Source organism: Mycobacterium sp. (assembly GCF_049683935.1).
GTDB lineage: Bacteria > Actinomycetota > Actinomycetes > Mycobacteriales > Mycobacteriaceae > Mycobacterium.
In genome coordinates this window covers 1-4773 of the sequence record NZ_JBAUJR010000319.1, presented here as the reverse complement: position 1 = coordinate 4773, position 4773 = coordinate 1, and the positions used below count along the sequence as shown (strand labels likewise).

Annotated in this window: 5 protein-coding genes; 2 read left to right on the top strand and 3 right to left on the bottom strand. The window is 69.7% G+C overall.

Annotated features, from left to right (window positions below):
• The coding region (locus WA965_RS18895; protein ID WP_526447927.1) for a protoporphyrinogen/coproporphyrinogen oxidase at positions 1 to 722 on the bottom strand (722 nt) is incomplete at its 3' end.
• Positions 719 to 1783 carry a uroporphyrinogen decarboxylase gene (gene hemE / locus WA965_RS18890; RefSeq protein WP_526297281.1) on the bottom strand — a complete coding sequence of 355 codons (1065 nt, stop codon included), beginning with the start codon at positions 1781 to 1783 and terminating at the stop codon, positions 719 to 721. The genes WA965_RS18895 and hemE, both read right to left, overlap by 4 nt.
• 85 nt (positions 1784 to 1868) lie before the next feature.
• Between hemE and WA965_RS18885 the strand changes: the two genes are divergently transcribed.
• Both WA965_RS18885 and WA965_RS18880 read left to right on the top strand, forming a co-directional pair.
• Entirely contained in the window at positions 1869 to 2450 is a 582-nt protein-coding gene (locus WA965_RS18885) for a DUF3000 domain-containing protein (protein ID WP_178360508.1), read from the top strand.
• Positions 2451 to 2456: 6 nt separating this feature from the next.
• A complete protein-coding gene (locus WA965_RS18880; RefSeq protein ID WP_526297283.1) occupies positions 2457 to 3755 on the top strand; it encodes an HRDC domain-containing protein in 1299 nt (432 codons plus the stop codon).
• Here the strand turns inward: WA965_RS18880 and WA965_RS18875 are convergent.
• The coding region (locus WA965_RS18875) for an alpha-ketoacid dehydrogenase subunit beta (RefSeq protein WP_526447925.1) at positions 3718 to 4773 on the bottom strand (1056 nt) is incomplete at its 5' end. The two genes, WA965_RS18880 and WA965_RS18875, sit on opposite strands and share 38 nt — an antisense overlap.

Here is a 4773-nt window from a genome sequence, read left to right as displayed (position 1 = left end):
ACGGCCACCTGCGCCCAGCGCAGGCCGGAGCGGCGCACCAACTCGTCGAGCAGCACCGCGTACCCGCCGTCGACCGCACCGAACACCGACCCGGTCAGCGGCTGCGGGAGGGCGGCGTTGACCGCGTCGGTCAGGTTGCGCGCGCCGCGATCCAGGGCCGCAGCGACCGTCGGGGCCGCTGCGCGGATCCCGATCGTCGCCGACGAACCCGAGTAGACCCCCGTCAGCAGTGGGTCCACCGACCGGATCACCACCTGTTCCCCGAAACGGTCCCCGACGAGGTCGGCGACCGACGGGTCGGCCCCCGGGCGCCAGGTGAACGGACGCCGGGGTTCGTCGAGCATCCAGCGGACCGTCGCGTCATCGACGAGACCGCTCAGCGCGGCGGGCCGCGCCGGGATGCCGTTGACGGTGTCCTTGGGCAACGGATGCAGCCGGCCCTCGCTGTAGATCAACGGCCGTGCTCCGGTGGTCGCGATCTGCTTACCCGAGAGGCCCAATTCGGCGAGCAGCGCAGGCACTTCTGGCCTGCGCGCCACGAAAGCCTCCGCGCCGACGTCCACCGGCTGCCCGCCGATCCGTTCGGTTCGCAGCACGCCACCGAGCCGATCGGCCGGATCCAGCACCGTGATGGATGCGTCCGGACCAGCCGCCACCCGCAACCGGTAGGCCGCTACGAGTCCTGAAATGCCACCGCCGACAACACAATACGATGCAGTCACAGCTCGTGCACCAAGGCGACCGCGTCGGTGATCACCTCTGGGTCCGTCCCGGGCAGCACGCCGTGACCGAGGTTGAACACGTGCCCGGCGGCACCGGCATCGACGGCGCGCCTGCCGTCCTCCACGACCGCCCGCACCGCGCGCTGCACGACAGGCCAGCCTGCCAGCAGCACCACCGGGTCCAGGTTTCCCTGCAGCGCGCAGCCCCGCTGCACACGCGCCGCGGCATCGGTCAGCGAGGTCCGCCAATCCACCCCCACGACTGCCGGCACCCCGTGTCCCGACACCGCCTCCGACATCGCGCCGAGCAGCTCGGCAGTACCGACGCCGAAGTGCGTCATCGGCACTCCGAAGTCAGCCAAAGAGGTGAACACCCGAACGCTGTGCGGCAGCACGTAGGCGCGGTAGTCGGCCAGAGACAACGTGCCGGCCCAGGAGTCGAACACCTGGATGGCGTCCACCCCGGCTTCGAGCTGGGTCCGCAGGAACCCGATGGTCACATCGGTGAGGGCCGTCATGAGCGCATGCCAGGTGGCCGATTCGCCCAGCATCATCGCCTTGGTGCGCTCGTGGTTGCGGCTCGGCCCCCCTTCCACCAGGTAGGACGCCAACGTGAACGGCGCCCCGGCGAAGCCGATCAGCGGCACGTCACCCAATGCAGAGGTCAGCTGCGTGATCGCGGTGGCGACCGGTGCCACCTGGTCAGGGTCGAGGGGGTTGATCGCGCGGACGTCGTCGGGGGTACGGATGGGGTTGTCGATCACCGGGCCGACGTCCGGGACGATGTCCAGTGCGATCCCGGCGGCGCGCAGCGGCACCACGATGTCGGAGAACAGAATCGCGGCGTCGACGCCGTGCCTGCGCACCGGCTGCAGCGTGATCTCGGTGATCAGGTCGGCGTCGAAACAGGCCTGCATCATCGTGTTCTCGGCCCGAAGCGCCCGGTACTCGGGTAGCGATCGTCCTGCCTGCCTCATCATCCACACCGGGGTCCGGTGGGGCTTGCGACCGGCAACGGCGGCAAGGTAGGTCGATTCGGGCAGCTCGCGGCGCGTATTCATCGCTCTCCATGCTGCCATGGCCCGTCCGGTGCCAATCGGCGCGCCACGAGCACAGACCTGCCCGAATGGACTAGCGTCAATCGTCGTGACCACCGCCGAACCGGCTCAATTCCGTGAAGCGGTGGCGGCGATGAATGCCACCACCGTGCGACCGGAGATCGAGCTCGGCCCGATCCGACCGCCGCAGCGGCTCGCGCCGTTCAGCTACGCGTTGGGCGCCGAGGTCAAGCACGCCGAGACGGCGATCATCCCGGAGCGCTCCGAAGGAGATGCGTTCGGCCGGCTCATCCTGCTGCACGACCCCGAGGGCGCGGAGGCCTGGGACGGCACCATGCGTCTGGTCGCCTACATCCAGGCCGATCTGGACTCCAGCGAGGCTGTCGACCCGTTGCTCCCCGAGGTCGCCTGGAGCTGGCTGGTCGATGCGCTCGAGGAGCGTTCCGAGCACGTCACCGCCCTGGGCGGCACCGTCACCGCCACCACCTCGGTCCGCTACGGAGACATCTCGGGGCCGCCGCGGGCCCACCAACTCGAGCTGCGCGCCTCCTGGACCGCGACCACGCTGGAGCTCGGCCCCCACGTCGAAGCGTTCTGCGAAGTCCTCGAGCACGCCGCCGGTCTGCCCCCTGACGGGGTGACCGACCTGAACTCCCGCAGCCGCGCCTGACTCCACATGTCCGAAATCGAGGCAGATGGCCCCGCCATCGACTCCGTGCCCCCTGAGGCCGCCGGCGACCCTGAGCCGCCCGAACCCGAGGCCACCCCCCTGCTGGCGCCCCGCGACGGGGTACCGGACGTGTCCGTCAGTCGCTACGAAATCGCCAGGGCGGCAAACTTTCTGGCTGCCGGACGCGGGCCGTTCGCGGTGGACGCGGAGCGGGCGTCAGGCTTCCGCTACTCCAACCGCGCCTACCTGGTGCAGATCCGCCGCGCGGGTGCCGGCACCGTCCTGATCGACCCGGTCATGCACGGTGGGGATTCGCTCGAGGTGATGGCCCCGGTGGCCGAGGTGCTGGCCACCGACGAGTGGGTGTTGCACGCCGCCGATCAGGACCTGCCGTGCCTGGCCGAGATAGGCATGCGCCCGACCGCGCTCTACGACACCGAACTGGCCGGGCGGCTCGCCAACTTCGACCGGGTCAACCTGGCCGCGATGGTGCAACGCCTGCTCGGACTGCAGTTGACCAAGGGCCACGGTGCCGCTGACTGGTCCAAGCGGCCGTTGCCCGACGACTGGCTCAACTATGCCGCACTCGACGTCGAGGTTCTCGGCGAGCTTCGTGACGCGATCGCCGCGATACTCGAGGAACAGGGCAAAACTGATTGGGCGAGGCAAGAATTCGAGTTCCTGCGCACCTTCGAAGGCGCCCCGACCAGACGTGACCGGTGGCGCCGCACCTCCGGCATCCACAAGATCCGGAATCCGCTGGCCCTGGCTGCGGTGCGCGAATTGTGGACCACCCGAGACCAGATCGCCCGGCGGCGCGACATCGCGCCGGGCCGCATCCTGCCCGACAGCGCGATCGTCAACGCCGCCACCGTCAATCCCGACAGCGTCGAGAAACTCACCGAGTTGCCGGTGTTCGGTGGACCCAAGCAGCGGCGCAGCGCCCAGGTGTGGCTCGAAGCGCTGGAGCGGGCCCGAACCACCACCGATCCGCCCATCGCCTCCGAAGCGTCCAACGGCCCACCGCCCGCGTCGCGCTGGGCGCGGCGCAAGCCGGAGGCGGCCGCCCGGTTGGAGGCAGCGAAAGCCGGATTGAACGAAGTCGCACAACGTGTTTCAGTGCCGGTGGAGAATCTGCTGTCTCCCGAGATCGTGCGACGGCTGTGCTGGGACTGGGAACCGACCGAGGACACCGCGGGCGCAGTGGAGGAATTCCTGCAGAATTCGGCTGCGCGTCAGTGGCAGCGCGAGCTGACGGTGCCGGTGCTCACCGTCGCGCTGACGGCCGATGCTGGACCAGCTTGATCGCTGCCGCCTCGATCGTCTCCTCCGACAGCAGCACCTGCAGCGCCGCGTCGCCGAGCGGGATGAAGCTGTCGTGGCTGGCCACCCGCGCCAGTGCGCCCGTGTATCCGTGGTCGATCAACGCGGTCACCACGCCCTCGCTGACGCCGCCGCTCTCACGTGTCTCGTCGACCACGAGCACCCGACCGGTCGCGTGAGCTTCAGCGAGGATGCCCGCCACCGGCAGTGGCGCGAGCCAGCGGAGATCGACCACACGTACGTCGATGTCGCGGTCAGCGAGTCGGCGAGCGACGCGCAGGCTCATCCGGAGACCGTTGCCGAATGTCAGGATCGTCAGATCGCGGCCGTCGCCGTAGGTTCGGGCGCGGCCGATCGGCACGACTCCCCCGCCGTCGCCGGCGAGCCACAGATCGTCGCCGTCCTCGTACAGGTCCCGCGTGTGGTACAGCGCGATCGGCTCGAGGAACAGGCACACCACCCCCGCGGTGCGCGCCGCGATGACACACGCCCGCATCATCGCCGCGGCGTCGTCGGGTCGAGCCGGGGATGCCACCACCACCCCGGGTAGATCGCGGATGGCCGTGATCGAGTTGTCGTTGTGGAAGTGGCCGCCGAACCCCTTCTGGTAGCCGTAACCCGCGATGCGCACCACCATCGGGTTGCGGTACTGCCGGTCGGAGAAGAACTGCAGCGTGGCGCCCTCACCTCGGATCTGGTCCGCGGCGTTGTGGAGGTAGGCCAGGTACTGGATCTCCGGGATCGGCACCAGCCCCGAAACTCCCGCTCCGAGAGCGAGTCCCAGGATCGACTGCTCGTCGAGCAGGGTGTCGAACACGCGGGCGGTGCCTGCTGTGGCCTGCAGCCCGCGCGTCACCCCGTACACGCCGCCCTTGCGGCCCACGTCCTCGCCGAACACCAGCGTCTCGGGGTGCTCGCGGAGCGCATCCCGCAGCGCGCGGTTGATGGCCTGCGCCAACGAGATCGGCGCCTCGTCACCGTCGGCGACCGGTTGCTTAGC